This is a genomic window from Kitasatospora sp. NPDC056184, from assembly GCF_042268405.1.
Taxonomy (GTDB): Bacteria; Actinomycetota; Actinomycetes; order Streptomycetales; family Streptomycetaceae; genus Kitasatospora.
Map to the genome: position 1 here is coordinate 341020 of NZ_JBHJUI010000002.1, position 26731 is coordinate 367750.

A 26731-nucleotide genomic window follows, 5' to 3' on the forward strand; every position below is an offset into this window, starting at 1 on the left:
CGACCCCCTCACCCACCCGCATGCCCCCTGACGACCTCCGCCCCTCGGATCAGCGCAGCGCCCCCTCCAGGGCACCGCCATGCCCGCTGCCCGTCGCAACCCACTCCAAGGATTCCCCCATGCCCCAGGACGTCGACTTCCACATACCCCTGCCGGGCCGGCAGAGCCCGGACCACGCCCGGGCCGACGCCGAGCAGCTCGCCTGGCCCCGCGCACTCGGACTGATCAAGTCCGACGAGGCGGCGGCGCGCCATCTGCGCGGCGGCTATGCCGACCTGGCCTCCCGCTTCTATCCGCACGCCACCGGCGCCGACCTGGACCTGGGCGTCGATCTGATGTCGTGGTTCTTCCTCTTCGACGACCTCTTCGACGGCCCGCGCGGCGAGAACCCGCAGGAGGCCAAGCAGCTCACCGACGCCGTCGCGGCGGCGCTGGACGGCCCACTGCCCACCACCGCGCCCCCCATCGCCCACGGCTTCGCCGACCTCTGGCGGCGCACCCGCGAGGGCATGACACCCGCCTGGTGCGCGCGCAGCGCCCGGCACTGGCGCAACTACTTCACCGGCTACGTGGACGAGGCGGAGAGCCGCTTCTGGGACGCGCCGTACGACTCCGCGGCCCAGTACCTGGCCGTGCGCCGGCAGACCATCGGGGTGCAGCCCACGGTCGACCTCGCCGAGCGCGCGGGCCGCTTCGAGGTGCCGCAGCGGGTCTTCGACAGCGCCGTGCTCTCGGCGATGCTCCAGATCGCCGTCGACGTCAACCTGCTGCTCAACGACATCGCCTCGCTGGAGAAGGAGGAGGCCCGCGGCGAGCAGAACAACATGGTCATGATCCTGCGCCGGGAGCACGGCTGGTCCACGGACCGCAGCGTCGTCCACATCCAGGGCGAGGTGCGCGCCCGCCTGGAGCAGTACCTCCTGCTGGAGCACTGCCTGCCGCGGGTCTGCGACATCTACCGGCTCGACGAGGCCGAGCGCGCGGTCCTGGAGCGGTACCGCAACGACGCCGTGCGCACCGTGATCCGCGGCTCCTACGACTGGCACCGCTCCTCGGGCCGCTACGACGCCGAGTTCGCGCTCGCCGCCGGCGCCCAGGGCTACCCGGAGGAGCTCGGCAGCACCGCCCACTAGCAGCACGCACCACGCACCGGCATCACGCACCGCACACGAGTACCACGCACCCGCGCCCGGCCGTCGCGGCGGCACAGCTGTCAACGGACCGGAACCGCTGTCGGACCAGTAGAGACGGGACGTCGAGAATCGAATGACCGAGCAGACCACCTTCTCCGCGGGAGCGGCGCCGGGGGCGCTCCCCGTCGTCGGACACGCCCTCCAGATCATGCGTCACCCCGTGCACTTCATGGCCTCACTGTCCGCCCACGGCGACCTGGTCGAGATCAGGATCGGCCCGACCAAGGCCTACGTCCCGACCCACCCCGACCTGCTGCGGCACGTCCTGACCAACGACCGGGTCTTCGACAAGGGCGGCGTCTTCTACGACCGCGCCCGGGACATCGCCGGCAACGGCCTGGTCACCTGCCCGTTCGCCGACCACCGCCGCCAGCGCCGGCTGATGCAGTCGGCCTTCACCCGCGGCCAGCTCAAGCGGTACTCCGAGGCCATGCACGCCGAGATCGAGGACACCACCTCGCGCTGGCAGGACGGCATGGTCGTCGACGCCTTCCAGGAGATGTACGGCATGGCCCTGCGCACCGTCGGGCGCACCCTGTACTCCACACCCGTCAGCCCCGCGCTGGCGGCGAGGGTGGAGCGCTCCTTCGACGTCGTGCTCAACGGCCTGTTCCGGCAGATGTTCCTGCCGGCCGCGATCCGCCGGCTGCCGCTGCCCTCCCAACGCCGCTACCGGAGCAACCTGGAGTTCCTGCACCGGACCACCCAGCAGCTCATCGACGAGTACCGCAGCTCCGACACCGAGCACGACGACCTGCTCGCCGCCCTGCTCGCCTCCCGCGACGACGACGGCGGCCGGCTCGCCGACAAGGAGATCCACGACCAGGTCATCACCGTCATGGCGGCCGGCACCGAGACCGTCGCCGGCACCCTCACCTGGGTCTTCTACCTGCTCTCCCAGCACCCGGAGATCGAGGCCGCGCTCTACGAGGAGATCGACACCGTCCTCGACGGCCGCGCCCCGCAGTGGGACGACCTGCCGAGCCTCTCGCTGGTCGACCGGATCATCTCCGAGACGCTGCGACTGCACCCGCCGGCCTGGCTGTTCACCCGCCTCACCGCCGCCCCGACCGAACTCGCGGGCCGCCGGCTGCCCGCCGGCTCCACCGTCGTCTTCAGCCCCGCCGCCGTCTCCCAGTACGAGGAGGCCTTCGACGACCCGAGGAGGTTCGACCCCGACCGCTGGCTCCCGGACCGCATCGCACCGGCCGCCCGCCACGCCTACGTGCCGTTCGGCACCGGCGCCCGCAAGTGCATCGGCGACCTCTACGCGCGCACCGAGGCCGCCCTGGGGCTCGCCACCGTCCTCGGCCGCTGGCGGGTCACCTGCGAGCCCGGCATGGACATCCGGCCGGTCCCGCTGGCCACCGTCTACCACCCGCGCCGACTGCACCTGCGGCTGGACGCCCGCACCCCGCGCCAGCCGGCCGCCGCCGTCCCCGCACCGGTCGGGGGTGACACGACATGAGCGCGGGGAACGTCGTCCCGGCCCGGCCGCGCGGGTTCTGCTCGGGCGTACACCGTGCCATCGGCATCGTCGAACGGGCGCCGGACCTGCACGGGGCGCCGGTGCCCGTGCGCAAGGAGATCGTGCGCAACCACTGTTCGGCGGCGAACCGGCCGACCTCGCCGCCGACCGGCCGGACCTGGTCGCCGTCACCGCGGCCGTTCCCCGTTCGTCCGGGCCGCGCGTCCGAGGTCCAGGAGCTGCGCGGCGCGGCCGGTGGGGCCGGGCATACCGCACCAAGACCTTCACCGGTCTTCTAGGGCGTGCGCCGGGCGCGGACGGTGGAGAAGCGCTCGGCGAGGAGGAAGGCGAGGTCGAGGGACTGGTCGCGGTTGAGGCGCGGGTCGCAGGCGGTCTCGTAGCGGTCGGGCAGGTCGTGGGCCGCGACCTCGTCCGCACCGCCGAGGCACTCGGTGACCCGCTCACCCGTCAGCTCCAGGTGGATGCCGCCGGGGACGGTGCCGAGGGTGCGGTGGACCTCGAAGAAGCCCTCCACCTCGTCGAGGACGTCCGCCAGGCGGCGGGTCTTGTGGCCGCTCGGCGCCTCGAAGGTGTTGCCGTGCATCGGGTCGCAGACCCAGAGCGGGAGGGCTCCCGCCTCGGTGACCCGCCGTACGAGGTCGGGGAGCACCTCGCGGACGCGGTCCGCGCCCATCCGGGTGATCAGGGTCAGCCGGCCGGGCTCGCGCGCCGGATCCAGCCGGTCGACCAGGGCCAGCGCCTCCTCGGCGGTGACGGTCGGGCCCAGTTTGACGCCGATCGGGTTGCGCATCCGGGCGGCGAACTCCACGTGCGCGCCGTCGAGTCGGCGGGTGCGCTCGCCGATCCAGAGCATGTGCGCGGAGGTGGCGTAGCGGGCGCCGGGCCGGCGGCCGGGGCGGGCGTCGGGGCGGACCAGCGCGCCCTCGTAGTCCAGCAGCAGGGCCTCGTGGCTGGTGAAGAAGTCCACCGTGCGCAGGCGTTCGGAGTCCGCTCCGCAGGCCGCGAGGAAGCGCAGGGCCCGGTCGATCTCGTCGGCGAGCCGGGAGTAGCGCTCGCCGGCCGGCGAGAGGTCGACGAAGTCCCGGTTCCACGACTGGACTTCGGTGAGGCTCGCGCCGCCGCCGAGGGCGTGCGAGCGAATCACGTTGAGGGTGGCCGCCGAGGCGTGGTACACCCGCTTGAGGCGCTCCGGATCGGGGATCCGGGCCTCCGGGGTGAACGCGGTACCGTTCACCGCGTCCCCCCGGTAGACCGGCAGGCTGACGCCGTCGCGCGCCTCGGTCGGGCGGGACCGCGGCTTGGCGTACTGGCCGGCCATCCGGCCGACCTTGACCACCGGGACGGCCGCCGCGTAGGTGAGCACGGTGGCCATCTGGAGCAGCACCCGGAGCTTGTCGTGGATCCGCTGCTCCGTGACGCCGTCGAGGGTCTCGGCGCAGTCGCCGCCCTGGAGCAGGAACGCCTCTCCCCGTGCGGCGGCGGCGAGTCGCGCGCGCAGCCGGTCGCACTCCTCGGGGGTCACCAGGGGCGGGTAGCAGGCGAGTTCGTCGGTGACCGCGTGCAGGGCGGCCCGGTCGGGCCAGGTCGGCTGCTGGTCGGCGGGGAGCCCGCGCCAGGAGTCCTCCGGCGTGGTGGGGGCGGGGGCGGAGGTGAGGTCGATGGTGGTCATGAGGTCCGGTTCGCGGTGGCGAGTCTGCCGCCGCACTCCTTTCGGTCGGTCGCGGTCAGCGGGCGGCGGGCGAGGGCGGCGACGGCGTTGTCGACGATCAGTCGGCCGGCCCGCCCTCCGGCGGTCATGATCGACTCGGGGTGGAACTGCACGGCGGCCAGCGGCCTGGTGCGGTGCTCCAGTGCCATCACCACGCCGTCCCCGGTCGTCGCCGTCACCCTCAACTCATCGGGGAGCGAGGTGGGTTCGGCGTGCAGCGAGTGATAGCGGCCGACCTCGAAGCCGTCCGGGAGCCCGGCCAGCAGTCGGGAGTCCGGCGAGGTGACGCGCACCCGCGAGCTCTTCCCGTGCACCGGGCTGTCCAGCACGCCGAGCCGGCCGCCGAAGTGCTCGGCGAGGCCCTGGAGTCCGAGGCAGACGCCGAAGACCGGCAGGTCGAGCCGGTCGGCCTCCGCCAGGGTCGCGGCGAGGTCGAAGTCCTCCGGGCGCCCCGGCCCGGGTGAGAGCACCAGGAGGTCCGGCGCCTCCCGCTCCAGCATCGGCAGGTGCCGGCCGCTCCGGTAGGTGACCACCTCGGCGCCGGTCTGCCGCAGGTAGTCGGCGAGGCAGTGGACGAAGGAGTCCCGGTGGTCGACCAGCAGGATCCGCCGGCCCAGGCCGGGGCGGCCGCTCCTGTCGCTCCGGTCGCCCTCCGCCGCGACCGGGGCGGACCGGGCCGGCCTCGGCTCCAGCGCGCGCAGCAGTGCGGCGGCCTTCAGCTCCGTCTCGGCCTCCTCCGCCTCGGGCGTGGAGTCCCAGAGCAGGGTGGCCCCGGCGCGGACGGTGGCGACGCCGTCGCGGATCTGGACGGTGCGCAGCGTCAGGACGGTGTCCAGCCCGCCGTCGAGGCCGATCCGCCCGACGGCCCCGCCGTACCAGCGGCGCGCGGAGCGTTCGGTGCGCTCGATGAAGCGCAGGGCCGGGAGCTTGGGCGCGCCGGTGACGGTGACGGCCCACAGGTGGGTCAGGAAGGCGTCCAGGGCGTCGCGGTCGGGGCGGAGTTCGCCCTCGACGTGGTCGACGGTGTGGATCAGCGCCGAGTACAGCTCGATCCGGCGGCGGGCCGTCACCCGGACGGTTCCGGGGACGCAGACCCGGGCCTTGTCGTTGCGGTCGACGTCGGTGCACATGGTCAGCTCGGACTCCTCCTTGGGCGAGCCGAGCAGTTCCCGGATCCGGGCGGCGTCCTCCAGGGCGTCCCGCCCGCGAGCGATGGTGCCGCTGATCGGCGCGGTCTCGACCAGCCGTCGTCCGGCGGTGCCGGACGCGCGGGGGGCCTCGGCCGAGCGGACCCGGACGAACATCTCCGGCGAGGCGCCGACCAGGTACTCCCCGTCGCCGAGGTTCGCCAGCAGGCTGTGCGGGGCCGGGTTCTGCTCGTACAGGCGGCGGAACAGGACGGACGGGGGCTGTGCGCAGCCGCGCCGGAACACCTGTCCGGGGACCACCTCGAAGAGGTCGCCGGAGCGGAACAGCGGCATCGCCCGCCGCACCACGTCCGCGTACTCGCCCGGCGCGTGGTCGCGCGCCTCGGCCGGGACGCCGGGGACGAAGGGCTGCGCGGCGGTCTCCCGCGGCAGCCCGGCGGTGCTCCAGCCGGCGTGCGCGAACTCGTAGCGGTACCGCCGGACGGTGTCCCGCTCCAGGTCCAACTCGACGATCTCGTCGGGGAGGTGGAGCACGAGGTCGCGGTCGGCCGGGTCGCGGTCCCGGTGCCGCTCGATCGGTTCGAGCTGGAAGACCAGGTCGTACCCGAAGGCGCCGTACAGGCCGAGCAGCCGGTCCTCGGGCAGGGCGAGCGCGGCGACCAGCGCGCGGACGGCGGTGAAGACGCCGGCGTGCCGGGTGCGGTCCTCCTCGGCGAAGTGGTCGGGCTGCGGGACCACCCGGCCGCGGAGCTCGCCGGCCCACTCGACGACGTCGCGCAGGGCGCCGTCCAGCGCGGCGCGCAGGGGGCTCAGCAGGACCTGGCCGCGGGTGTTGAGGGCCCGCAGCGCGACCCGGTCGCCGGTCAGGGTGAGTTCCAGCGGCGGGTCGGTGTAGCCGACGGCGCGGGTCGGGCCGTGGAAGCGCAGTTGGCCGCGGCGGCTGTCGAGGGCGCTCTCCAGGGCCGCGCGGGCGGCGCGGGCGCCGGTGGTCTCCTCGGTGGTGCGGGTGACGGTCACCCCGCTGGGGGTTGCCCAGCCCTGCGGGGCGGGCCGAACCGGTGGCGGGGCCACCGTCTCCAGCAACGGCATCGGAACTCCAGGGGCTTGATGGGACGTCGTCGACCACCGCCACGGCGGTGCACGGGGCGGGTCGGAATGCAGGGGTGGGGGAGGAGGGGGTGGGGGAGGAGGCAGGGGTGAGGACGGAGGTGCGGAGCGGGGCCGGACCGGCCGCCGGGCGGCTCAGGCCGGGGCGGCGGCGGGGACGGCGGCGTCCGGTCCGGCCGCGCGGACGCGGTCGCGGTCCGGGTCCGGGCCGGGGTCGGCGCCGAGGCCGAGGACGGCCAGCGCGATGGCGTCCGCGTCCCCGAGGGTCACCGAGTTCACGCAGGGCCGGGCCCCGGCCGCGGTGACCCAGTGCACCGACTCGGTCGGCACCCCGAAGGCGAAGCGGCGCGGGTGGGCCGCTCCCCGCGCGTCCACCAGCCGGTACGAATCCCGGGTCACCTCCAGACCGCCGGTCCGGTGCCCGGCGCCGTCGGGGTCCGGGACGGTGTAGGCCCGGCACTGCCCGAACGCGAGCAGGTCGGCGAGCAACGGGTCCGCGGTGCGGCGCAGGTCGGGTTCGGGCAGCCGGGCCTCGATCAGCGCGGTCACCCGCACCCGCGAGCCGGGTATCTCCGACTCGGCCACGAAGGTGCCGGACCCCGGGTCGGCGCGGACGCCGGTGCCCGGGCCGAGCAGTTCGAGCACGCCAGCCTCCAGCAGCGCGACCATCTCCTCGATCCGGCCGGCCGGCGGGCCGATCGACAGGAAGGCGTTGAGCGGCGTGTACCACCGGTCCAGGTCGTCCCGGTGCGAGCGGCCGGTGAGGCCGCCGTGGTCGATCAGCAGCCGGAGTTCGTTGCGCAGGTCGCGCAGGGCGTCCAGGGCCGCCTTGACCGGGCCGTCGACATTGCCCTCCTCGGCCAGGAGGAAGTCCTCGCGCAGGTGGTCGAGCAGCCAGTGGTGGAACTCCGCCGGGCTCTCGAAGGACCGGTCGCCGTAGGGGTGTTCGACCCGCGACCAGTCCCAGCGGAGGCCGGCGGGCAGGTGGAAGGCGGACAGCAGCGCGGCCTCGGCGGGCGAGCCCCAGGGCAGGCTCAGCCAGCGGGAGCGGAAGGCCTCGGCCGCGCGGTCGGCGCCGCGCCGGGCCAGCACCGCCGTGTAGTAGACCGTCTCGACCTCCTTGGCGATCAGCGGCCAGAGGTCGGTCCGGAAGTCCAGGCGGCCGTTCCCGGCCCGGGCGAGCAACTCCTCGAAGGTCGCGCCGGTCAGCAGCAGGGGCAGGTGGCGGCCGTGCGGGCCCTTCTGGTTGCGTCCGCGCGCGGTGTGCGGCACCCCGCGCCGGGAGCCGGCGTACAGCCGGGGCTCGCGGCCGGACGGCCGGTAGCGGAGCCGGCCGTCCTCCCGCTCGAACACGCCGCCCCGACCGCTGGTGAGCAGCGTCAGGTGGTCGAAGAAGTTGAGGCCGAGACCGCGCAGCAGCACCGGCTCGCCGGGGGCGAGGACGGACAGGTCGAGGTCGGCGGGGTTGCCGGGCGGAAGGTACCGCAGGCCGTGCGCGGCGGCGAAGTCCGCCAGTTCGCGCTCGCCGGCGGTGGGCAGGGCGGGCAGGTGGCCCTGGGCGAGGACGACGGCGTCCAGGCCGGACAGCCGGGTGCCGTCGGCGAGTTCGACGGCCTGCCGCCCGTCGGCCTCCTCGGCCAGCCGGACCGCGGACAGCGGGTGGACGTGGACGGCGACGGTGGCGGGCGCGGTCCGCAGCACCCGGCGGTGGACCCAGCCGAGGTAGTGGCCGTAGAGCGCCCTGGTCGGGTAGGAGTCGGGGCCGAGGTCGCGGACCTCGGCCAGCACCTGGTCCCCGTAGGCCTCGCGGGCCCCGGCGGGCTCGTGCCGCCCGGGGTCGTCGGCGCGCTCGTCCGGCCCGGGGCCGCCGGCCGCGAGGTCGCGCGCCCACTCGTACAGGCTCGGTCCGGGGGCGTTCACCCCCGCCATGTCGACGCTCTCGTCCGTGAACAGGGTCACCTGCCCGGCGACCGTGTTCATCAGCAGGTGCCGGGACTGGTCGGTCCGCCAGACCGCGCCCGCCCCGACCGGGTGCGGGTCGACCAGGTGGACGGCGACCGACCGCTGCCCGGCGTCGGCACAGATCCGCTCCAGCACCGACAGCCCGCGGGGGCCGGCCCCGACGATGCACACCTTCAGTTCGTTGTCACTCATGCAAGCACGCGTCTCTCAGTCTCGGTGGGTGCGGAACGCGGAGCGGGTCGGGGCCGGGTGTCAGAGCCCCAGCGAGCGACCGATGATCTCTTTCATGATCTCGTTGGTGCCGCCGTAGATCGGGTGCACCCGGGTGTCCACGTACGCCCGCGCGACCGGGTACTCGCGCATGAAGCCGTAGCCGCCGTGGAGTTGGACGCAGCGGTCGAGCACCCGGCGCTGCAGGTCGGTGGCCCACCACTTGGCCTTGGCCGCCCGGACCTCGTCCAGTTCGCCGTCGTTGTGCAGCGCGATGCAGCGGTCGACGTAGGTGCGGGCGATGTCGAGTTCGGTCGCGATCTCGGCGAGGGCGAACCGGTTGTGCTGGAAGGTGCCGATCCGCTGTCCGAAGGCCGTCCGCTCCCGGCAGTGCCGCAGCGTGTGGGCGTACGCGGTCTCGGCGCCGGCCACCGCGTAGGCGGCGATGCCGAGGCGCTCCCGGGGGAGGTTGTCGGCGAGGTGCAGGAAGGCGCGGCCGGCGCGGCCGAGCAGGTTGGCGGCGGGCACCTGGACGTCGTCGAAGAACAGCCCGGCGGTGTCCTGGGCCCGCATGCCGATCTTGTCGAACTTGCCGCTCCGGGTGAAGCCCGGCATCCCTTGCTCGACCACCAGCAGGCTCAGGCCCCGTGAGCCGCCGCTCGCCTCGGTGCGGGCGACGACCACGACGAGGTCGGCGTGGATGCCGTTGGTGATGAAGGTCTTGGCGCCGTTGAGGACGTAGTGGTCGCCGTCCCGGCGGGCGGTGGTGCGGATCGCCTGGAGGTCGCTGCCGGCCTCGGGCTCGGTCATCGCGATCGCGGTGACCAGCTCGCCGGAGCAGAAGCCGGGCAGCCAGCGCCGCTTCTGCTCCTCGGTGCCGAGGCCGAGCAGGTACGGGGCGACGACGTCGTTGTGCAGGGCGAAGCCGAGCCCGTAGGCGCCGACCCGGACGATCTCCTCGCTGAGCGCGGCGTGGAAGCGGAAGTCGGTGACGCCCGCGCCGCCGTACTCCTCGGGGACGTCCAGCCCCAGCAGTCCCTGCCGGCCGGCGGCCCGCCAGACCTCGCGGTCGACGAGCCCGGCCTCCTCCCAGGCCGCGTGGTGGGGCACGACCTCCCGTTCCAGGAAGGTGCGGACCATGGCCCGGAAGTCGTCCAGCTCGGACGCGGCCGCACCGGCCCGTGCGTCCGGTGCCGCGGTTGCCGTGTCACCCATCGTGTTCTCCTGTCCGGCTGATGATCTGCTCGACGGTGGCCACCGCGGCCACCCGGCCGCCCTGGTTGAACCGGATCTCCACCAGGGCGTGCCGGGTGGAGCACCTGGTCACCTCGGCCTCGATGTCGGCCGGCCCGGGGACCAGCGGCGCCCGGTACTCGACGGACAGCTGGGCGGTCAGGAAGGCCAGGCCGTCCGGCAGGGCCGAGAGCATCGCGAGCCCGGCGAAGTGGTCGGACAGGCAGGCGATCCAGCCGCCGAAGACCACGCCCGGGGTGAGCGTGAGCTCCTGCGGGAAGACGGTCTGCGAGGTGATCCGGCCGGGCGACCAGCCGGTGGCCGGGGGCAGGGCGAGCAGCCGCGCGCACGGCGGGTCCTCGGCGCTGCCGTGGATGAGTCCGACGAGCAGCCGCCGGCCCCGGGTGTCGTCGTCCGGTGCGGCGATCCCCCGGTGGCGGGAGTAGGCCGGCGCCGTCTGCGGTCCCGTGCCGGCCGGGGTCGGCGGTGCGGTCGCTACGGTGGGTGGTGTCGGTGTCGGTGTCGGTCGCATGCGCGGCTCCCGGGGGGAAGGAGGCCCGGCGCCCCGGGGGCGTGGGCGCCGGGCCTCGTCTGGGGGTGGGTCAGTTCGCCGTCCGGTCGCGGCCCAGCTCGATGACCTGCTCGATGTCCGTCCGGCGGTCCGCCAGCTCGCGCACGGCCATCGCGTCCACCGCGGCCTGGTCGTCGAGCGCGCGCAGCGCCGCCTCGTCGACCTCGCTGAAGCCGAGGACGCCCATCTGCTGGAGCGCCGCCTGCACCCGCGGACCGAACAGGCCGATCTCCTTGATGCCGGGGACGATCCGCATGAACACCAGGCGGCGGAACTCCCGCTTGGCGGGCGAGCGGCGGGACGCCTTGACGGCCTCCTCGCCGTAGCCGAGCCGGGCCCAGATGTCGTCCTCGACGTAGCGCTCGCGCAGCGCCCAGCAGCCCTCGATGATGAAGTCCTCGCGCTCGCGCAGCTCGGCCTCGGTCAGCTGGGGGTAGTACTGGCGCAGCAGCAGGCGGCCGAAGGCGACGTGCCGGGCCTCGTCGCGGGCCACGTACGCCGAGAAGGCGCGGGCCAGCGGGTCCTTGAGGCGTTCGCGGTGGACGCCGAAGGTGGCCAGGCCCATGTTCTCGACGAGGATGTGCGCGGCCAGCACGCCGAAGTCCCAGCGGGGTTCGCTCATGGCGTGCTCGAACATCGCGTTCAGGGAGGGCGAGAGGCCGTAGCGCAGTCCGATCTTGGTGCTGATGAACCGGTTGAAGCCCTCGACGTGCCGGGCCTCGTCCATCAGCTGGGTCGCCGCGTACATCTTGGAGTCGAGGTCGTCGACCGCCTGGCAGATCTTGCCGACGCCGATCAGCGCGAACTGCTCGGAGTGCAGGAACTGCGAGTAGAGCCAGCCGCCGGTGTGGCGCCGCACGACGCGCCGCTCGGCGTCGGGCAGGCGGTCCCACAGCTCGGAGCCGGCGATCGAGATGAAGTCGTCCGGGAGGCCCAGCGGGTCGTCCGGGTCGGTCTCGTGGTCCCAGTCGAGCCGGTCGTCCATGTCCCACTGGCGCTGCTTGCCCTGGACGTAGAGCCGGACCATCCGCTCGTTGCGCTTGTCGTAGTCGAACTGGAAGACCGCGGTGCCGTTGACCGGGATGGCCTTGCTGCCGGCGAGTTCGGTCAGGACGTTCGGGTCCGCGTAGTCGAGGTCGGTCATCGCGGCTGCTCCACTTCTGCGTCGGGACGTGCCCCGGAGGTTTCCGAGGCCAGGTCGCGCAGCCGGGCGCGGAGCGCCTTCCCGGCGGGGTTGCGCGGAACCAGGTCGATCGGGAGGAAGCGGCTCGGCCGCTTGTAGGCGGCCAGGCCGGCCACGCACAGGTCGAACAGCTCGGCCTCGTCGTAGGCATCGGGCCCGGTCGGCTGGACGAAGGCGACCGGGGTCTGGCCCCAGATCGGGTCCGGGACGGGGACCACCACGACGTCGGCGACGTTCGGCGACCGGCGCAGCACGTGCTCGATCTCGGCCGGGTAGACGTTCTGGCCGCCGCGCAGGATCAGGTCGTTGCGGCGGTCGACGAGCCACACCAGGCCGTCGGGGCCGGTGTAGCCGAGGTCCTTGGTCCGCAGCCAGCCGTCCCGGACGGTGTCCGCGGTCGCCTCCGGGTTCTTCCAGTAGCCCTGCATCAGGCCGTCGCCGCGGAGCTCCAGCTCGCCGACCGCGCCGGGGGCGACCGGCGCGCCGTGCTCGTCGACGAACCGGGCCGCCGTGCCGAGCATCGGCCGGCCGAGGCAGACCGCGCCGGGGACGGCCGGCTCGCCGGGGGCGGTCCCCGGACCGGAGGAGATCGCCGGTCCGCCGCCCTCGGTGATGCCGTAGACGTTGCCCAGGTCGACGCCGAGCCGCTCGATCGCCTCGGCGGCGAGGTCGGCGGGCATCGGGGCGGCACCGTGCAGCAGCAGCCGCAGCCGGGAGAGGTCGGCGTCGGCCAGGCCGCGCGCGTCGAGCACCAGCCGGACCATGGAGGGCACCAGGAAGGCGTGCTCGATCCCCCAGCGTTCCAGGGCGGCCAGGCAGCCCTGGGGGGTGAAGCGGTCCAGCACGCACACCGTGGCGCCGGCCGCGAGGTAGTCCAGCGCGATCACCATCGAGCCGTGGAACAGCGGGCCCGCGTTGAGGAAGGCGGTTCCGGGCTCGGGCGCGACGTCGGCCAGCCAGGACAGCGCGTTGAGCTTGAAGGACCGCTGGTCGACGACGACGCCCTTGGCCTTCCCGGTGGTCGCCGAGGTGTGCAGGATCGCTACCGGGTCGCCGAGTTCGCCGGACGTCGACGGCTCGGCGGCGGCGGGCGGGAGGTCGGCGATGCCGGTGATGTCCAGGGCCGGCAGGTCGGGGCGGCGCTCCCGCAGCCGGTCCGCGTGGACGGGCTCGGCGACCAGCAGCGCGGGCTCGACGCTGTCCAGGATGTCGTCGATCTCGCGGTCGGTCAGCGCCGGGTTGACCGGCACGGCCACCACGCGGGCGACCGCGCAGGCCAGGTAGGTCTCCAGGACCTCCACCCGGTTGCCGCTGACCACCGCGATCCGGTCGCCCGGGCCGACGAGTTCGGCCAGCCGGGCGGCCAGGGCGTGGACGTCGCGGTGGAGCCGGCGCCAGGTGACGTCGCGGTTGCGGTCCCGCAGGGCGTAGGCGTCGGGCCGGCGCTCCAGGCCGCGCCGGACGAGGTGTTCGAGCCACATCTCAACCGACCCTTCGCGACGCCGCGATGAGCTCGTCGACGGCGCTGATCGAGGTCAGGTTGGCGAGTTCCTCGTCGTCCAGCGCGCGGCCGAGGAAGTCCTCGCAGCCGAGCGCCAGCTTGATCAGCTCGCCGGAGTTGACGCCGGCGGTGGCGAAGTCGTCGTCGTCGGCGAGCCGGTTCAGGAACGTGGCGCTGTCGAGGCTGGCTCCGACCAGCCGGCGGGCGGTGTTCACGACGTCCTCCTCGGGCGGGCGCCGACGCCCGCCATCGCCCAGTACGGGGCGGGGGCGTCGGCGAAGTAGACGAGCGGTGCGGCGGTTTCGGTCCGGCACGGCAGCAGCCGGTTGAACCGGCCGCCGAAGCAGGCCTCGGCGAACTCCGGGGACCGCGCGACGCCGCGGGTGCGGTCGCCGAGCAGCGAGACGAAGGCGAAGACCGGGTCGAGGCTGCGGTAGGCGCCGTCCTCGTACACCTCGCACCAGGCGTGGTCGCTGCCGAACAGGCCGAGCAGGTACCCGCGCCGGGCGCGGGCCCGGTAGCCGAGGGAGGTCAGCCGGTCGGCGAGCAGCCGGGAGGCCACCACGCAGTCGGCCATGCCCAGCTCCCAGGCGCGGCGGTGGTCGGACCGCAGGGCCTCGGGCACGGTCTGGTAGAGCACGTCGCGGGCGGCGAGGGTGCCGACCACCTCGTCCCAGACCGCGCGGATCGCCGGGTCGCCGATCCGGTGGTCCTCGCCGGTGAGCCGGACGGCCACCTGGTAGCCGCCCTCGGCGAGTTCGCCGTCGGGCAGCTCGGCGCCGTCGAGCAGCTCGACGCCGGGCCCCCGGTCGTCGGGCAGCCGGACCCGCACGGTCGGCAGCGCGCCGCTCCCGTCGTCCGGGGCGCCGGCGGCGGTGCGGGCCGGGTGGACGCCGACCTCCCAGGCGCGCGGCCCGAACCAGGTCGGCCGGGCGGTGGAGGCGAAGCGCATCAGGAACCGCAGGCCGAGCTCGGGCACCGTCTCGCCGGTGCCGCAGAACATGCCCACGTTCATCAGGTCGTCGTAGTCGAAGCGCGGCGCGCCCCGGTCGTCGAGGAGGTGCGGCAGGCCCGCCTCGGCGAGCAGGCCGATCTGCTCCTCGCCGGCCCGCAGGGCGCGGGCGGCGGTGGCGGTGTCGGTGTCGTAGCTGGCGACGTCGGCCGGGGCGGTGTGGAACCGCCCGACGGCCCGGACCAGCGCGTCCGGCGCGGCGAGGCCGGTCGTCACGCGTCCACCCGCTGGGCGACCAGCTGGGCGACGAAGCCGGCGAGTTCGGCGACGGTCGCGGTCTCGAACAGGAAGTCGTCGGGGATGACGACCTCGCACTCGTCCTCGATCTGGGTGATCGCGCGCAGTGCCTTCACCGACTCGATGCCGGGGACGGCGGACAGCGGCTGCGCCGGGTCGATCTGCTCCACGGGCACTCCCGAGTGGGTGGCGAGGGCGGTGCGGACCACGTCCAGGACGCGCTGCGTGTCGGTGGTGCTCCGGTCGCTGCTGACTGTGCTCACTGTGCTGTTCCTTCCGGGGTGTTCACGGCGGTGTTCGCGGCGCTGTTCGCGACGGCGGCGCGGTGGTGGGGCAGGTCGGCGGCGGCCACGGACCGCTTGACCTTGCCGGAGCTGGTGAAGGGGATGCTGGACGGCGCGACCGGGCGGACCTCGACGGCGCCGAGCCCGAGCCGGGAGGCCAGCCGGGTGCGGATCTCCCGGCCGACGGCCTCGGCCGCGTCCGGGTCGAGGCCGGTCTCCCAGAGCACGACCATCCGCTCGTCGCCGTCGGCGTCCCAGGCGAACGCGGCGCACTGGCGGCGGTCCACGCCCGGCGTGGTGCGGACGACGTCCTCGACGTCCTCGGCGTAGTAGTTCTGGCCGTGGACGACGGCCATCGCCTTGAGCCGGCCGACGACGTGGAGTTCGCCGCCGAGCAGGAAGCCGAGGTCGCCGGTGCGGAGCATGCCGTCCGCGGCGAACGGCTGCCGCTCCGGGGGCAGGCCCAGGTAGCCGGGGGTGACCGGGGGGCCGCCGATCAGCACCTCGCCGACGGTGCCCGCCGGGAGGGGCGAGCCGTCGTCGGGGTCGGCGATCCGGAGCGCGACGCCGTCGACGGGCGGCCCGCAGGAGACGACGGTCCGGCCGTGCGGGGCGTCCTCGGAGACCGCCGCGACGACGTCGCCGGGCCCGAGCTTCGCCCGGTCGACGGTGACGGCCCGGTAGGGGGTGAGCGGGGCGCGGGTGGTGACGATCAGGGTCGCCTCGGCCAGGCCGTACTGCGGCTGCACCACCTGCTCGCGCAGCCCGTAGCGGCGGAAGGCCTCCTGGAACGCCCGCAGGCTGCGCAGCTGCACCGGTTCGGCGCCGTTGCCGGCGAACCGCCAGCGGGAGAGGTCCAGGCCGTCCGGCACGTCCTGGGCGGCCGCGGCGGCGGTGAGGTGGTCGTAGAAGAAGTTCGGCGCGGGCAGCGTCGTGGCGCCGGCGGCGGCGAACTCGGACAGCCAGCGCAGCGGGCGGCGCACGAAGTCGCCGGGCTGCCACAGGTGCACCGCGCTGCCCCGGCGCAGGGCGTTCAGCAGGCTGAACAGGCCCATGTCGTGGAAGAGCGGCAGCCAGAGGCCGAGGTGGTCGTCGGAGCGCCAGCGGGTGCCGGCGGCGATGGCGTCCAGGCCGGCGGCCACGTTGGCGTGGCCGAGCACGACGCCCTTGGGGGCCGAGGTGCTGCCGGAGGTGTACTGGATGACCGCCGGGGTGTCGCCGTCGCCGGTCGGGGGCAGCTCGCGCCGTTCGTCCGGCACCTCGGCGATGTCGAGGAAGCGCACGCCCGGCACCGCGGCCCGGACCCGCTCCAGGATCCGCGCGCCGACCGAGCCGTCCACCAGCACGGCGTCCAGCTCGCCGTCCTCGGCGATCCGCCGGACGTGCCGGGCGTAGGCGTCGACCCCCCCGAAGGCCACCGGCAGGGCCAGCGGCACGGCGGCGGCGTCCAGCCGGAACAGGGCCAGCAGTCCGCGCACCCACGGCTCGCCGTTGGCCATCAGCAGGCCGGCCCGGCGGACCGGCAGCTCGGCGAGGATCTGCCCGGCGGTGCGCTCGGCGCGGTCCACCAGCTGCGGGCCGGTGACGGGCTCGCCGCCGCGGGAGGGGGTGGTCAGGACGGTGCCGTCGTGGACGGCGCCGGCCACCAGGTGCCAGAGGTGGGCGGTCGCGGCCGGGCCGTCCGCTCCGGCCGCCGTGGGGGTGACGGTTCCCGTGGTCACCGGGATCACCGGGTCCCGGCGAGCGGGGCGGGCACGGCGGCCCGGTCGAGCCGGCTGCCCAGGCGCTGGCGCAGCACCGCCCGGCGGACCTTGTACGAGCCGGTGACCGGCATGGCCTCCCACTCCCAGAAGAAGACGGTGATGTCGGGCAGCCCGACCTCGGCGGCCTCCTTGAGGAAGCGCTCCCGGTCGGGGGCGGAGCCGGGACGCGGGCAGGCGACCGCGAACACGCCGCCGTCCTCGCCGCGGATCAGGACCAGCTCGACCAGCTCGGGCAGGCTCTCCAGGAGGTGGTCCTCCTTCTCCAGCAGGCTGTCCACGCCGTCGACGTGCTCGACGATGCGGTCCAGCAGCTCCAGCGAGCCGTCCGGCAGCAGGCGTCCGATGTCGCCCATCGGCCACCACGCGTCCTGGGCGGGCATCTCGCCGCCGCCGACGTAGCCGCGCATCCGGCCGGTGGAGCGGGTCTCGATCCGGCCCGGGGTACCCTCCGGCACGGCCTCGCCGGCCTCGTCGACGATCCGGACCTCCATGCCGCCGCCGGAGTGGCCGACGTTGCGCGGCGAGTAGTCGGCGGCCTCCTCGCGGGTGACGATGCGCAGGCAGATGGGGCCGGACTCGGTCTGGCCGTACGCCTGGAGGTAGTGCGCGCCGGGCTGGTCGGATCCGGCCAGCAGGGTCCGGACGGTGCGCGGGTGCATCGCGTCGAAGGTGCTGATGAAGCGCTCGACGCGGGCGAACGGGCGCTCCGGGTCGGTGGCCAGCTGCTCCCACTGGATGAAGATGTTCGGGTGGGTCTCGATCGAGGTCGGGCGCTGGTCGAGCAGCAGGCGCTTGACGTTCTCGGGCGACGGGTCGGCGATGGACAGCGCGGGCATCGCGGTCTCCAGCGAGGCCAGCGTGCCGGCGCAGGTGCGGGCGTGCACGAAGGAGAGGTGCTTGGCGTTCAGGTCGTTCTGGTTGTACTGGTCCCGGAAGATGATGATCATCGGGGCGACCATGCCGAACAGCGAGCGGGTCGAGTGCGCGGCCAGCTTCGGCGCGCCGGTGGTGCCCGAGGAGTGCGTGATGACGAACCAGTCGTCCTCGTCACGCGGCGCGGCGGTGTGCGCGGCGCGGTCCTGCACCGGCCGGACCCAGTCGGCGTCGGTCGGCTCCAGCGCCAGCACGGCCCGGGACAGCAGCTGCACGGCCGTGCGCTGCTCGGCCAGCCGGGCCAGGCCGTACGCGTCGACCAGCACGTACGGGTTCTCCAACCGGGCGAAGCACTCCAGCAGTTCGCCGGTCTCCATGCCGGAGGACAGCAGCGCCGGGAGCGCTCCGATCCGCCCGAGCGCGCACATCACGGCCTCCACCTCGATGTGGTTGCGCTGCACCACGGCGACGGTGTCGCCGCGGCGGATGCCGGCGGCCCAGAAGCGGTCCGCGTAGTCCCCGATGGCGGTGGCGAACTCGGCGAAGGTGTTGACCGGGCCGTCGTAGGTGCGCCACGGCAGGTCCGAACGGAACGGGGTGTCGGGGTGCTTGTCCGCTGCCACCTCGGGCAGCACGCCCAGGGGCGCGGTGGGCTGCGGGACGGTGCCCAGCTGGAGTGCGGAGACGTCAGGCATGCGTGTGTTCCCTCTGCTCGGCGCGGCTGATCGCACGCCGGAGGCCGGCGTGTGCAACGTACGGGGAGATGTCGCGGCCCGTGCTCCGCACCGCTCCTGGCGGCCGGTCAGGCACTGAAGCACTCGACACCGGATAAGAGCGGGCCCGCGCCGGGCGCACTCCCTCGGACTCCGAGAAAATTCCCGACCGGGTTCGACGGACCGGGGAGGGAGTGTCCCGGCCGTCGGGCGCCTCTGTCCGTACATGAGTGGAACTCGGATCGACCGCCCGGCCGACCCGCCGGCGGCCCCCACGCCGTGGCAGGTGGCCGCCCCCCTGGTGCGCGCCGCCCAGGCGGGGGACGCCCTGGCCCTGAACGACCTGATGGAGCTGCTGCTCCCGTACGTCGGGCGGCTCTGCCGGCCGATCGCCCTGGCCGACTCGGCGGACGCCGTCCAGGAAGCCATGATCGTCGTCTTCCGGAACCTCGACGGGCTCAAGGATCCGAGCGCCCTCTACGGCTGGGTCCGCACCATCACCGTGCGCGAGGCCGTCCGGGTCTCCCGGCGGGCCGCGCTGGAGACCCCGATCGCGGAGGTCGGCGACCGGCCGACCACCACCGACGTCGAACTCGCCAGCGACGTCAACGACGTCCTCGGGCGGCTGTCGCCCGAGCACCGGGCGATCCTGGTGCTCCGCGAACTGGAGGGCCTGGACGAGGAGGCCGCCGGCGAGGCGCTCGGGCTGGCCCGGGGGACCGTCAAGTCCCGTCTGCACCGGGCCCGAAGGAGCTTCCGGACGGCCTGGCTGGCGTGATCCGGGGCGGCCGGCCGGTCCACGGCCGCCCCGGATCACGCACCCGGCTCCGCCCGGGTGCCGCCGGGCCCTACCGTCCCTCGAACAGCCGCACCGCCGCCTCGGCCACCAGCTCCGGCCGCTCCTCGTGCACGTAGTGCCCGCACTCCGGCACGCCCTCGACCCGCAGCGCCGAGGCATTGCGCTCCCCGCCGCCCAGCACGCTCGGCGGCAGGACGAAGTCCCGCTCCCCGGTGATCAGATGGGTCGGGGTGTCGAGCCGCAACCGGTGGTACCGGCCGAGCGCCAGCCGGGAGACGTCGCGCAGCGCGAACGCGCGGTGCAGCGCCTCGCCCGCCCGCGCCGCGCCCGGCTCCGAGCTCGCCGCCAGGAACTCCTCCAACGCGCCGTCCTCCCACGCCCCCTGCGCCACCACGCCCCGGCGCAGCAGGTAGCGGGTGAAGCCCGGCCGGTTGCGCAGCACCCAGCGGCCGAGCAGCGGCATCTCCAGGATCGCGGTGTACCAGAACCGCCAGCTCTGCGGCGCCAGCCGGCGGTGCAGCGGCCAGGGGTGGACGATGTTCAGCGCCAGGAACGCCCGGAACCGCTCGGGCGCCTTCAGGCACAGCATGAAGCCGGTCCAGGCACCCCACTCGTGCCCGATCAGCCGCACCGACGGCAGGTCCAGCGCGTCCATCAGCGCCAGGACGTCCGCCACCCGGCTGTCGGTGTCGTAGCCGCCGTCCTCCGGGGCGTCCGACCAGCCGAAGCCGCGCAGGTCCGGGCAGATCAGCCGGTACCGGTCGGACAGCAGCGGGATCACCTTCCGCCAGGCGTACCAGTGCTGCGGGAACCCGTGCAGCAGCAGGACGGGCTCGCCCTGCCCGGCCTCGGCCACGTGCAGCCGCACGCTCCCGATGTCGACGTACCGGTGGCGGACCCCGGCCAGCGGCGGGAACGGCCGCGGCTCCCCGGTCGTGGTGGTGACGGTCATGAGTGGGCTCCCTGGCTGCTCTGCCCGGGGGCGGGGCCCCCGGCGGTCGACGGTCTGCCCTGTCAGGAGGGCCGCACCCCGCTCCGGGTTCCCGGGGAACCGTCATCGGAGGCAAGAAATCTGCCACGGAACCCGGAGCGGTCCGCCGCCCTCCTGACTCCCGTGACGGCTCATCGGAGCCGGTTCCGACGACTGGGGAGAGCAACGTGCGAAGCAGACGAGGACTCGCGGAGGCAGCGGGCCGCTGGAGCGCCACCCACCGCTGGACGGCCGTACTGGTCTGGCTGGCCTTCGTGGTGGTGGCGACCCTGCTGGGCAGCATGGCCGAGACGAAGAGCCCGTCCGCCGCCCAGCTGGCCAACGGCGAGGCGCGGCAGGCGGAGGAGATCCTGGACCGGGCCGGGCTCACGCTGCCCGCCCACGAGGTGGTGCTCGTCCAGGACCCGGACGGCACGGTCGACTCGGAGCGGTTCCGGGCCGCCGTCGAGGACACCGTCAAGGCGCTGAACGGCACCGGCCGCACCGCCAACGTGGTCTCCCCGCTGGACCCGGCCGGCCCGGCCGCCGTCTCCGCGGACCGCCACTCGGCCCTGGTCCAGTTCGACCTGGCCAAGGGCGGGCCGAAGGCCAAGGACGAGGTCGAGCCCGTCCTGGACGCCGTCGCCGGCGTCGCCAAGGCCCACCAGGGCATCCGCGTCGAGCAGTTCGGCGACGCCTCGTTCCAGCACGCCTACGACGCCAAGCTGCACACCGACTACTCCAACGCCGAGACGCTCTCCTTCCCGGTGACGCTCGGCATCCTGTTCATCGCCTTCGGCGCGGCCGTCGCCGCCGTGGTGCCCGTCCTGCTCGCCGCGACCGTGGTGACCGCCGCCGGCGGCCTGGTGGTGCTGGCCAGCCAGCTCGTGCCGATCGACCAGAACGGCAGCTCGGTGATGTCGCTGATCGGCATCGCCGTCGGCGTCGACTACTCCCTCTTCTACCTCAAGCGGGTGCGCGAGGAGCGGGCCCGCGGCCGCGGCACCGAGGCGGCCGTGATCGCCGCCGCCGCCACCTCGGGCCGCTCGGTCCTGGTCTCCGGCCTGACCGTCATCGTCGCGCTGGCCGGCCTCTACCTCTCCGGCAACGGCATCTTCCTCGGCATGGCCACCGCCACCATCACCGTGGTCGCGGTCGCCGTCGTCGGCTCGCTCACCGTGCTGCCCGCGCTGCTCTCCCTGCTCGGCCACCGCATCGACAAGGGCCGGATCCCGCTGCGCCGCCGCTCCGCCGGGTCGGCCGCGCCGGCCGCGGGCCGGGTCCGCACCCCCCTGGTCGACCGGGTGCTGCGCCGCCCCGCGCTGTGGCTGTCGGTCTGCACCGCCGTCCTCGGCGCGCTGCTCGTCCCGGCCCTCGGCCTCAACACCTCCGACTCCGGCGTCGGCGACCTGCCCGCCGACAGCCTGCCGGCGCTGCAGACCTACCAGCGCATCCAGCAGGCCTTCCCCGGCGCCGGCTCCCCGGCCAAGGTCGTGATCAAGGCCGACGGCCTCAGCGGTACGGAGGGCCGGGCGGCGCTGGAGCGCCTGCGCGCGGCCGCCGACTCCACCCCCGGACTGCGCGGGCCGGTCACCTTCCACGCCGGCGCGGACGGCACGGTCGGCGTCGCGACCGTCGCCCTCGACGGCAACGGCACCGACCGGGCCTCGGCCGCTGCCCTCGCCACGCTGCGCGACACCGTCGTCCCGACGGCGTTCGGCGCGCTGCGGGGCGCCGAGATCGCGGTCGGCGGCACCACCGCCGTCTCCGAGGACGGCAGGACGCACCTGTCCGACAGCACGCCGTGGGTCGCCGGCTTCGTCCTGCTCTTCACCTTCGGCGTGATGCTGTTCTCGTTCCGCTCGATCGTCCTCGCGGGCCTGACCCTGGTGCTCAACCTGCTCTCGGTGGGGGCGGCGTTCGGCCTGATCGTGCTGGTCTTCCAGAACGGCTGGGGCGAGGGCCTGCTCGGGTTCACCGCGACCGGCGGCATCGCCTCCTGGGTGCCGCTGTTCCTGTTCGTCTTCCTGTTCGGGCTCTCGATGGACTACCACGTCTTCGTGGTGAGCCGGATCCGCGAGAACCGGGACCGCGGGCTGTCCACGGTCGAGGCCGTCGCGGACGGTGTGCGCGGCACGGCCGGCGCGGTCACCGGCGCCGCGGTCGTCATGGTGGCGGTGGCCGCCGTGTTCGGCGCGCTCCCGCAGCTGTCGATGAAGGAGTCGGGCGTCGGCATGTCGGTGGCGGTGCTGCTGGACGCGACCCTCGTCCGGATCGTCCTGCTGCCCGCCGCGCTGGTCCTGCTCGGCGACCGCAGCTGGTTCCTGCCGCGGGCGCTGAGCTGGATCCCGGTCGGGGGCGGGCACGGCGACACGGCCCCCGAGTCCTCGGAGCGCCCGGCGGCCCCGGGCCGGACCGCCGAGGAGGCGCTCGTCTGACGGCGGCGCGGCCGGTCCCGCGGCGGTTCCCGGCTCCCGGGGGCGTCGCACCGCGGGGCCGGGCCGCACCGGGCCGGTGGGTCGGCCCACCGGCCCGGGCCACCGGATCAGTCCACCGGCAGCGCCCAGGAGAGCACCCCGGCGGCCAGCCGACGGACGGTCACCCGGACCCGTACGTCGGGGCGGGCCTCCGGTGCGGCCAGCCAGGCCGAACCGCCTGCGCACCGGCCCCCGTCCGGCCGCGCACGCGGCCCCGGCTCCGGGGTGAAGACGACGGCGCGCAGACCCGGCAGCTCGTCCGGCGCGACCAGCGGACCGAGCGCCTTGAACGCCGCCTCCTTCGCGGAGAACAGCGCCACCAACTGCTCGGCTGCGTCCGGGGCGCCGGTGTCGAGCAGCCCGCCGCCGGCCCGCTCCGCAGGGCCGAGCACCAGGTGGGCGGCGGCGAGCGGCGGCCCTCCGCCGAGCTCGACGTCCACCCCGAGCGTCCGGTACCGGTCGGCCGGGCCGGCCAGCGCCACCGCGACACCCCCGGAATGGCTGATCGAGACCCGCGCGGCGGCCGGTGGCCGGGGCCGCCGCCCCTCGAACAGCACCGGCCCGTCGTCCAGCCCCGCCCCGGCCAGCGCCCGGTGCGCGGCCGCCCGCCCGGCCAGGAACTCCGCGCGGCGCCGGGCCGGCAAGGTCGCGGCCAACCGCCGCTCCTCCTCGTACCCGCCCGGGCCGTCCAGGTCGGCGATCCGGACCGCGGCCAGCCGGAGTCCGTCCGCCCCCGAAGAATTCTGCCCGATTTCGGCAATTAGCCTGCCGACCACATCCTCCACGGCCTGTTCCCCCCGTGTCCGAAGCGTGTTCTCCGCCCTCTCGGCGGATACGGCCCCGATTGCGGCGCCCACAGATGGGAGCACGAACCGGACCGTTCCACTCCATCGGCACTAAATTGTCCGCAGGGCTGCACGGGCCGCACCGCGCGACCCGTGAAATCCTCCTCGCGGAGTACTCACAAGAACCCCACGTTCGGATATTCTCTCGACAGCGTCCGCAATACGGACGCTCCGCCTCCGCCGCCGGCGTTGGCATCCACCTGGCCATCGCGCAGTAGGGCGGACTGCGAACGAGTACGAGCCGAGGCCGGCTCGGAAGAAGAGACACGGGGGTTCTCTCAGTGATGTTCACGCCTGCCGCAAGACAGGACGACCTTGCCGATCTGGTCCACCGCGCGCAATTGGGGGACGCGCTCGCCATGGACCGGATCCTCGCGCTGCTCGAACCGTACGTCGGTCGGGTGTGCGCGCCGATAGCCCTTCAGGACGCGACGGACGCCGCGCAGGAGGCGATGATCGCGATCTTCCGGAGGATTCACCAGCTCAAGACGCCCGAGGCGCTGTACGGCTGGGCCAAGGCGATCGCCGTCCGGGAGGCCGTCCGGGTCGCCACGAGGGAGCGCAGGACGTCGCCGACCGAGCTGGTCGACGAGCCCGACCTGGCCGACGGGGAGCTCGCCGCGGACATCCGCGACATCCTCGACCGGCTCTCCCCCGAACACCGCGCGGTTCTCACCATGCGCCACATCGACGGGTTCGACGAGCAGGCGGTCGCCAACATCCTGAACGTCCCGGTGGGAACGGTGCGGTCACGCCTGTTCCGGGCCCGGGCGATTTTCCGGAATTCCTGGCACTGAATTCCGCCATTCACGTACGGGATTTCTGGCCGGTCGATTCTTTCGGGATCGCCGGCATCCCGGACACTCGGAGCGTGACGATCCCCGCCGCACGCCCGCACCCGAACCATTCGGCCCCCGGGATTCCCCGGGCTGAATATCGCCATTCGAATCCGGGACCCCGCCCGGAAGATCCGGGACACCCCTGACAGGTGTCCCGGATCTCGTGGCCCCGAATCCGCTCGGGCACCCGGCGGGCGCCGCGACCCCACACGCCCGGCCGCAGCCGGACCGCCGGAATTCCGAGCGGCTTCGAAGCCGAACTCAGCTGCCTCCCGCGCCGGCGGCCTTGGCGGCCACCCGCGCCTCCAGCTTGCCCAGCAGATGGCGGCCCTTCAGCGCCGAGGAGCGGCGCATCGCCGAGCGCACCGGGCGGACCCCGGGCAACCGCAGGCCGCCGAACAGCGCGAACCGCACGCCGTCCTCCTCGGCGACGGCGGCCATCCCGCCCACCACCGCCTTGCTCTGCATGAGGCACCAGCCCGGCCGGAGCACCACCTCGAAGCGCTCCCGGTGGCCGATCACGCTGGTGGCCACCCCGGAGCGGCGATCACTTCCCGGCACCGGCGGCCCCAGGCTGAACTCCCGGAGCCCGGCGATGAACCCCGGCAGCTCGCCCTCCAGGTCGCTCGCCACCGACCAGACCTCGTCGAAGGAGGCCGAGAACGTCCCCTCGGCGAACATCGCGTGGCCTCCCGCCGCGGCCAGCACCCGCAGCCGCCGGACCGCGTCCAGCTCGACGGACGGCCAGTCCTGACCCGTCCACCCTTCACCAACCACCATGATCCCTCCCATGCCGAACCACCGGACCACCTCGTACACAGGGTGCGACGGCGTGCGGTTCCCGGCCGCCTCGTGAACACCTCCGGTCAGGCCGTCGAGCCCGCCCGGAGATGCGGGGGTAGACACCTCCACCGTGTAGAGGGGCTCCACCGCCCGCACACTCCCTCGCGATCCGATTCTCTCCCCCCTCGGCTCCCCCCTCTCCTCCCTCCGCCTTCCTCCCACCACCGCCCGCCTCCGCTTCGCCCGCCCGCGACCCGGAGGGAACGTCCCGCTCCCGAACTGACTCCTAACGGGTGTCTCGTTGACACCTGAACGATCCCCGGCCACCGATGCAGAGAGGACCCGATCATGGAGCGGAACGAGGAGCGCCCGCCGACCGACCCGGCCGACGTACGGCCGTCCCCGCCGGTCGGCCTCCCCTGGCGCCCGACCGCGCGATCCGCCCGGCTGGCCTCCCTCCCCCTCGGCTACGCCGGGCGGTCCGCCGCCCGGATCGGCCGCCGCCTGCTCGGCCAGTCGGCCGAGGCCGCCGCCGCCGAGTTCCAGCGCCGCACGGCGGAACAGCTGTTCTCCGTCCTCGGGGAGCTGAAGGGAGGCGCGATGAAGATCGGGCAACTGTTGTCGGTCTTCGAGGCGGCCCTGCCGCCCGTCCTCGTCGCCCCCTACCGGACCGCCCTCACCCGCCTCCAGGAGTCGGCGCCGGCCCTCGGCTTCGACGCCGTCCGGATCCACCTGGCCGAGGAACTCGGCCCCGGCTGGGAGGAATCGTTCGAGGCCTTCGGGCGGACCCCGGTGGCCGCCGCCTCCATCGGCCAGGTCCACCGCGCCCGCTGGAAGGACGGCCGGGAGGTGGCGGTCAAGATCCAGTACCCGAACGCCCGGGAGGCCCTGCTCGGCGACTACGACCGGATCTCCACCCTGATGAGGGCTCTCACCCTGCTCTATCCGGGACTCGAAATCGGCCCGATGGTCGCCGAGTTGAAGGACCGGGTGGCGGAGGAGCTGGACTACCGCCTGGAGGCGCGGGCACAGCGCGCCTTCGCCGAGGCCTACCGCGGCGATCCCGACATCCACGTCCCCGGCGTGGTGGCCGACACCTCCCGCGTGCTGGTCACCGAGTGGCTGCCCGGCCGTCCGCTCGCCGAACTCGTCACCGACGGCACCCCCGCCGAGCGCGACGCCGTCGGGCTGCGGTTCGCCCGCTTCCTGCTCTCCGGTCCCGCGCGGGCCGGGCTCCTGCACGCCGACCCGCACCCCGGCAATTTCCGCCTGCTCCCCGACGGCCGCCTCGGCGTCCTGGACTTCGGCGCCGTCAAGCGCCTTCCCGACGGCCTGCCGCGCACCCTCGGCACGCTCCAGCGGCTGGCCGACGAGGGCGACTTCGAGGGCGCCGAGGCCGTCCTGCGGGAGGCCGGCTTCCTCCGCACCGCCGCCCCGGTCGGCGCCGAGGCCGTCTCCGCCTTCCTCGGCCCGCTGGCCGCGCCCACCGCGGGGGAGGAGTTCCACTTCACCCGCGCCTGGCTCCAGGAGGAACTGGCCCGCGCCGCCTCCCCCGGCACCCGCAAGCTGATCGCCCGGCTCAACCTCCCGCCGTCCTACGTCCTGATCAACCGCGCCGTCACCGCCGGCAGCGCCGTGCTCTGCCAGCTCGACTGCACCGTCCCGTTCCGCGCCGAGGCCCTCCGGTGGCTGCCCGGCTTCGCCCCCGACCGCTCGGCCGCCTGATCCCCGCCGGCGGCCCGCGAAAGCCGGACGGCCCGGGCCCCGTACGGGGCCCGCGCCGTCGGCCGTCGGCGGGTTCCGGCCTCAGCGGCGGTACGGACGTCCGCCC

General features: G+C 74.4%; 22 protein-coding genes. 7 read left to right on the plus strand and 15 right to left on the minus strand.

Annotation, left to right across the window (positions count from 1 at the left end):
• Positions 1–119: 119 nt before the first annotated feature.
• The 3 genes from ptlA (at position 120) to ACFC0B_RS06680 (ending at position 2960) form a co-directional block, all read left to right on the plus strand.
• Positions 120–1133 carry a pentalenene synthase gene (gene ptlA, locus ACFC0B_RS06670; protein WP_376083171.1) on the plus strand — a complete coding sequence of 338 codons (1014 nt, stop codon included), beginning with the start codon at positions 120–122 and terminating at the stop codon, positions 1131–1133.
• Positions 1134–1266: 133 nt separating this feature from the next.
• Complete coding sequence (gene ptlI / locus ACFC0B_RS06675) at positions 1267–2661, plus strand: pentalenene oxygenase (protein ID WP_376083174.1); 1395 nt, start codon at positions 1267–1269, stop codon at positions 2659–2661.
• The gene (locus ACFC0B_RS06680; RefSeq protein ID WP_376083177.1) at positions 2658–2960 is read left to right on the plus strand and encodes a hypothetical protein; all 303 of its coding nucleotides are present in this window, start codon (positions 2658–2660) and stop codon (positions 2958–2960) included. Before ptlI ends, ACFC0B_RS06680 begins: the two co-directional genes overlap by 4 nt.
• Here ACFC0B_RS06680 and ACFC0B_RS06685 read toward each other — a convergent pair.
• The 12 genes from ACFC0B_RS06685 to ACFC0B_RS06740 form a co-directional block, all read right to left on the minus strand.
• Positions 2957–4351 (minus strand): class II 3-deoxy-7-phosphoheptulonate synthase, encoded by a 1395-nt coding sequence (locus ACFC0B_RS06685; RefSeq protein ID WP_376083179.1) that lies wholly within the window; start codon positions 4349–4351, stop codon positions 2957–2959. The genes ACFC0B_RS06680 and ACFC0B_RS06685 overlap by 4 nt on opposite strands.
• Positions 4348–6627 carry an anthranilate synthase component I gene (locus ACFC0B_RS06690; RefSeq protein WP_376083182.1) on the minus strand — a complete coding sequence of 760 codons (2280 nt, stop codon included), beginning with the start codon at positions 6625–6627 and terminating at the stop codon, positions 4348–4350. The genes ACFC0B_RS06685 and ACFC0B_RS06690 overlap by 4 nt, the downstream gene beginning before the upstream one ends.
• Before the next feature lie 153 nt (positions 6628–6780).
• The gene (locus tag ACFC0B_RS06695) at positions 6781–8799 is read right to left on the minus strand and encodes an FAD/NAD(P)-binding protein (protein WP_376083185.1); all 2019 of its coding nucleotides are present in this window, start codon (positions 8797–8799) and stop codon (positions 6781–6783) included.
• Positions 8800–8859: 60 nt separating this feature from the next.
• Positions 8860–10032, minus strand: a complete 1173-nt coding sequence (locus ACFC0B_RS06700; protein ID WP_376083188.1) for an acyl-CoA dehydrogenase family protein — start codon at positions 10030–10032, stop codon at positions 8860–8862.
• Complete coding sequence (locus ACFC0B_RS06705; RefSeq protein ID WP_376083190.1) at positions 10025–10582, minus strand: PaaI family thioesterase; 558 nt, start codon at positions 10580–10582, stop codon at positions 10025–10027. The genes ACFC0B_RS06700 and ACFC0B_RS06705 overlap by 8 nt, the downstream gene beginning before the upstream one ends.
• 70 nt (positions 10583–10652) lie before the next feature.
• Positions 10653–11765: a ferritin-like domain-containing protein gene (locus ACFC0B_RS06710; RefSeq protein ID WP_376083191.1), complete on the minus strand. Its 1113-nt coding sequence runs from the start codon at positions 11763–11765 to the stop codon at positions 10653–10655.
• Entirely contained in the window at positions 11762–13285 is a 1524-nt protein-coding gene (locus tag ACFC0B_RS06715; RefSeq protein WP_376083194.1) for a class I adenylate-forming enzyme family protein, read from the minus strand. Before ACFC0B_RS06715 ends, ACFC0B_RS06710 begins: the two co-directional genes overlap by 4 nt.
• A gap of 1 nt (position 13286) precedes the next feature.
• A complete protein-coding gene (locus tag ACFC0B_RS06720) occupies positions 13287–13520 on the minus strand; it encodes a phosphopantetheine-binding protein (protein WP_376083197.1) in 234 nt (77 codons plus the stop codon).
• Positions 13517–14533, minus strand: coding sequence for a transglutaminase domain-containing protein (locus ACFC0B_RS06725; RefSeq protein ID WP_376083200.1), 1017 nt, complete (start codon positions 14531–14533; stop codon positions 13517–13519). Before ACFC0B_RS06725 ends, ACFC0B_RS06720 begins: the two co-directional genes overlap by 4 nt.
• Complete coding sequence (locus ACFC0B_RS06730) at positions 14530–14817, minus strand: acyl carrier protein (protein WP_376083202.1); 288 nt, start codon at positions 14815–14817, stop codon at positions 14530–14532. Before ACFC0B_RS06730 ends, ACFC0B_RS06725 begins: the two co-directional genes overlap by 4 nt.
• Positions 14814–16559: an AMP-binding protein gene (locus ACFC0B_RS06735; RefSeq protein WP_376083204.1), complete on the minus strand. Its 1746-nt coding sequence runs from the start codon at positions 16557–16559 to the stop codon at positions 14814–14816. The genes ACFC0B_RS06730 and ACFC0B_RS06735 overlap by 4 nt, the downstream gene beginning before the upstream one ends.
• A gap of 5 nt (positions 16560–16564) precedes the next feature.
• Positions 16565–18169 carry a class I adenylate-forming enzyme family protein gene (locus ACFC0B_RS06740; protein WP_376083207.1) on the minus strand — a complete coding sequence of 535 codons (1605 nt, stop codon included), beginning with the start codon at positions 18167–18169 and terminating at the stop codon, positions 16565–16567.
• A gap of 244 nt (positions 18170–18413) precedes the next feature.
• On the opposite strand from ACFC0B_RS06740, the gene ACFC0B_RS06745 reads away from it, so the two are divergent.
• Positions 18414–18965 carry an RNA polymerase sigma factor gene (locus ACFC0B_RS06745; RefSeq protein WP_376083209.1) on the plus strand — a complete coding sequence of 184 codons (552 nt, stop codon included), beginning with the start codon at positions 18414–18416 and terminating at the stop codon, positions 18963–18965.
• A gap of 70 nt (positions 18966–19035) precedes the next feature.
• Here the strand turns inward: ACFC0B_RS06745 and ACFC0B_RS06750 are convergent, their stop codons facing one another.
• Entirely contained in the window at positions 19036–19938 is a 903-nt protein-coding gene (locus ACFC0B_RS06750) for an alpha/beta fold hydrolase (RefSeq protein WP_376083212.1), read from the minus strand.
• Between the two features lie 206 nt (positions 19939–20144).
• Between ACFC0B_RS06750 and ACFC0B_RS06755 the strand changes: the two genes are divergently transcribed.
• Positions 20145–22394: an MMPL family transporter gene (locus tag ACFC0B_RS06755; RefSeq protein ID WP_376083215.1), complete on the plus strand. Its 2250-nt coding sequence runs from the start codon at positions 20145–20147 to the stop codon at positions 22392–22394.
• 107 nt (positions 22395–22501) lie between these two features.
• Here the strand turns inward: ACFC0B_RS06755 and ACFC0B_RS06760 are convergent, their stop codons facing one another.
• The gene (locus tag ACFC0B_RS06760; RefSeq protein ID WP_376083218.1) at positions 22502–23218 is read right to left on the minus strand and encodes a 4'-phosphopantetheinyl transferase superfamily protein; all 717 of its coding nucleotides are present in this window, start codon (positions 23216–23218) and stop codon (positions 22502–22504) included.
• A gap of 344 nt (positions 23219–23562) precedes the next feature.
• Here ACFC0B_RS06760 and ACFC0B_RS06765 point away from each other — a divergent pair, with 344 nt between their 5' ends.
• Complete coding sequence (locus ACFC0B_RS06765) at positions 23563–24075, plus strand: RNA polymerase sigma factor (protein WP_376083221.1); 513 nt, start codon at positions 23563–23565, stop codon at positions 24073–24075.
• Positions 24076–24378: 303 nt separating this feature from the next.
• On the opposite strand, the gene ACFC0B_RS06770 is transcribed toward ACFC0B_RS06765, so the two are convergent.
• Positions 24379–24897, minus strand: a complete 519-nt coding sequence (locus tag ACFC0B_RS06770) for a hypothetical protein (protein ID WP_376083222.1) — start codon at positions 24895–24897, stop codon at positions 24379–24381.
• A 351-nt stretch (positions 24898–25248) separates the two neighbouring features.
• Here ACFC0B_RS06770 and ACFC0B_RS06775 point away from each other — a divergent pair, with 351 nt between their 5' ends.
• Positions 25249–26625, plus strand: a complete 1377-nt coding sequence (locus ACFC0B_RS06775; RefSeq protein WP_376083225.1) for an ABC1 kinase family protein — start codon at positions 25249–25251, stop codon at positions 26623–26625.
• Positions 26626–26731: the final 106 nt, after the last annotated feature.

Excerpts from the sequence above, each read along its gene's own strand:
- ACFC0B_RS06695 (WP_376083185.1), bottom strand. The coding sequence starts at position 8,799 with ATGAGTGACAACGAACTGAAGGTGTGCATCGTCGGGGCCGGCCCCCGC.
- ACFC0B_RS06680 (WP_376083177.1), top strand. The coding sequence starts at position 2,658 with ATGAGCGCGGGGAACGTCGTCCCGGCCCGGCCGCGCGGGTTCTGCTCG.
- ACFC0B_RS06685 (WP_376083179.1), bottom strand. The coding sequence starts at position 4,351 with ATGACCACCATCGACCTCACCTCCGCCCCCGCCCCCACCACGCCGGAG.
- ACFC0B_RS06770 (WP_376083222.1), bottom strand. The coding sequence starts at position 24,897 with ATGGTGGTTGGTGAAGGGTGGACGGGTCAGGACTGGCCGTCCGTCGAG.
- ACFC0B_RS06745 (WP_376083209.1), top strand. The coding sequence starts at position 18,414 with ATGAGTGGAACTCGGATCGACCGCCCGGCCGACCCGCCGGCGGCCCCC.
- ACFC0B_RS06700 (WP_376083188.1), bottom strand. The coding sequence starts at position 10,032 with ATGGGTGACACGGCAACCGCGGCACCGGACGCACGGGCCGGTGCGGCC.
- ptlA (WP_376083171.1), top strand. The coding sequence starts at position 120 with ATGCCCCAGGACGTCGACTTCCACATACCCCTGCCGGGCCGGCAGAGC.
- ACFC0B_RS06710 (WP_376083191.1), bottom strand. The coding sequence starts at position 11,765 with ATGACCGACCTCGACTACGCGGACCCGAACGTCCTGACCGAACTCGCC.
- ACFC0B_RS06775 (WP_376083225.1), top strand. The coding sequence starts at position 25,249 with ATGGAGCGGAACGAGGAGCGCCCGCCGACCGACCCGGCCGACGTACGG.
- ptlI (WP_376083174.1), top strand. The coding sequence starts at position 1,267 with ATGACCGAGCAGACCACCTTCTCCGCGGGAGCGGCGCCGGGGGCGCTC.
- ACFC0B_RS06690 (WP_376083182.1), bottom strand. The coding sequence starts at position 6,627 with ATGCCGTTGCTGGAGACGGTGGCCCCGCCACCGGTTCGGCCCGCCCCG.
- ACFC0B_RS06715 (WP_376083194.1), bottom strand. The coding sequence starts at position 13,285 with ATGTGGCTCGAACACCTCGTCCGGCGCGGCCTGGAGCGCCGGCCCGAC.
- ACFC0B_RS06740 (WP_376083207.1), bottom strand. The coding sequence starts at position 18,169 with ATGCCTGACGTCTCCGCACTCCAGCTGGGCACCGTCCCGCAGCCCACC.
- ACFC0B_RS06705 (WP_376083190.1), bottom strand. The coding sequence starts at position 10,582 with ATGCGACCGACACCGACACCGACACCACCCACCGTAGCGACCGCACCG.
- ACFC0B_RS06765 (WP_376083221.1), top strand. The coding sequence starts at position 23,563 with ATGTTCACGCCTGCCGCAAGACAGGACGACCTTGCCGATCTGGTCCAC.
- ACFC0B_RS06750 (WP_376083212.1), bottom strand. The coding sequence starts at position 19,938 with ATGACCGTCACCACCACGACCGGGGAGCCGCGGCCGTTCCCGCCGCTG.